The 760-nt window shown below is 45.5% G+C and carries 3 tRNA genes; all 3 read left to right on the forward strand.

Annotated elements, in window-relative coordinates:
• Positions 1 to 67 precede the first annotated feature (67 nt).
• Positions 68 to 143: transfer RNA gene (locus tag H5157_RS20630), tRNA-Glu, on the forward strand.
• Between the two features lie 181 nt (positions 144 to 324).
• Positions 325 to 400 (forward strand) — tRNA-Glu (locus H5157_RS20635).
• Between the two features lie 183 nt (positions 401 to 583).
• Positions 584 to 659: transfer RNA gene (locus H5157_RS20640), tRNA-Glu, on the forward strand.
• Positions 660 to 760 lie beyond the last annotated feature (101 nt).

Below are 760 nucleotides of genomic sequence, written 5' to 3' on the forward strand. Positions count from 1 at the left end.
AGTGTTATTAAGAAAGCTCGCCTGAAACGAGTCTAAAAATTCAGTTGTCCTAGTGACACATTTATGTGTCCCCATCGTCTAGAGGCCTAGGACACCGCCCTTTCACGGCGGTAACAGGGGTTCGAATCCCCTTGGGGACGCCACTTACTATTTTAAGTATTGTGTAAAGCAGTGTGACACCGCACTCTCTATGCACGACGTTATCAAGAGTACTAATCTCTTGGGGACGCCACTTACTTATTTTAATAGGGAAGTGTAGTGTTATTAAGAAAGCTCGCCTGAAACGAGTCTAAAAATTCAGTTGTCCTAGTGACACATTTATGTGTCCCCATCGTCTAGAGGCCTAGGACACCGCCCTTTCACGGCGGTAACAGGGGTTCGAATCCCCTTGGGGACGCCACTTACTATTTTAAGTATTGTGTAAAGCAGTGTGACACCGCACTCTCTATGCACGACGTTATCAAGAGTACTAATCTCTTGGGGACGCCACTTACTTATTTTTTAATAGGGAAGTGAAGTGTTATTAAGAAAGCTCGCCTGAAACGAGTCTAAAAATTCAGTTGTCCTAGTGACACATTTATGTGTCCCCATCGTCTAGAGGCCTAGGACACCGCCCTTTCACGGCGGTAACAGGGGTTCGAATCCCCTTGGGGACGCCACTTACTATTTTAAGTATTGTGTAAAGCAGTGTGACACCGCACTCTCTATGCACGACGTTATCAAGAGTACTAATCTCTTGGGGACGCCACTTACTTATTTT

This window comes from Pseudoalteromonas sp. SG43-3 (genome assembly GCF_014164385.1).
GTDB classification, from domain to species: domain Bacteria; phylum Pseudomonadota; class Gammaproteobacteria; order Enterobacterales; family Alteromonadaceae; genus Pseudoalteromonas; species Pseudoalteromonas distincta.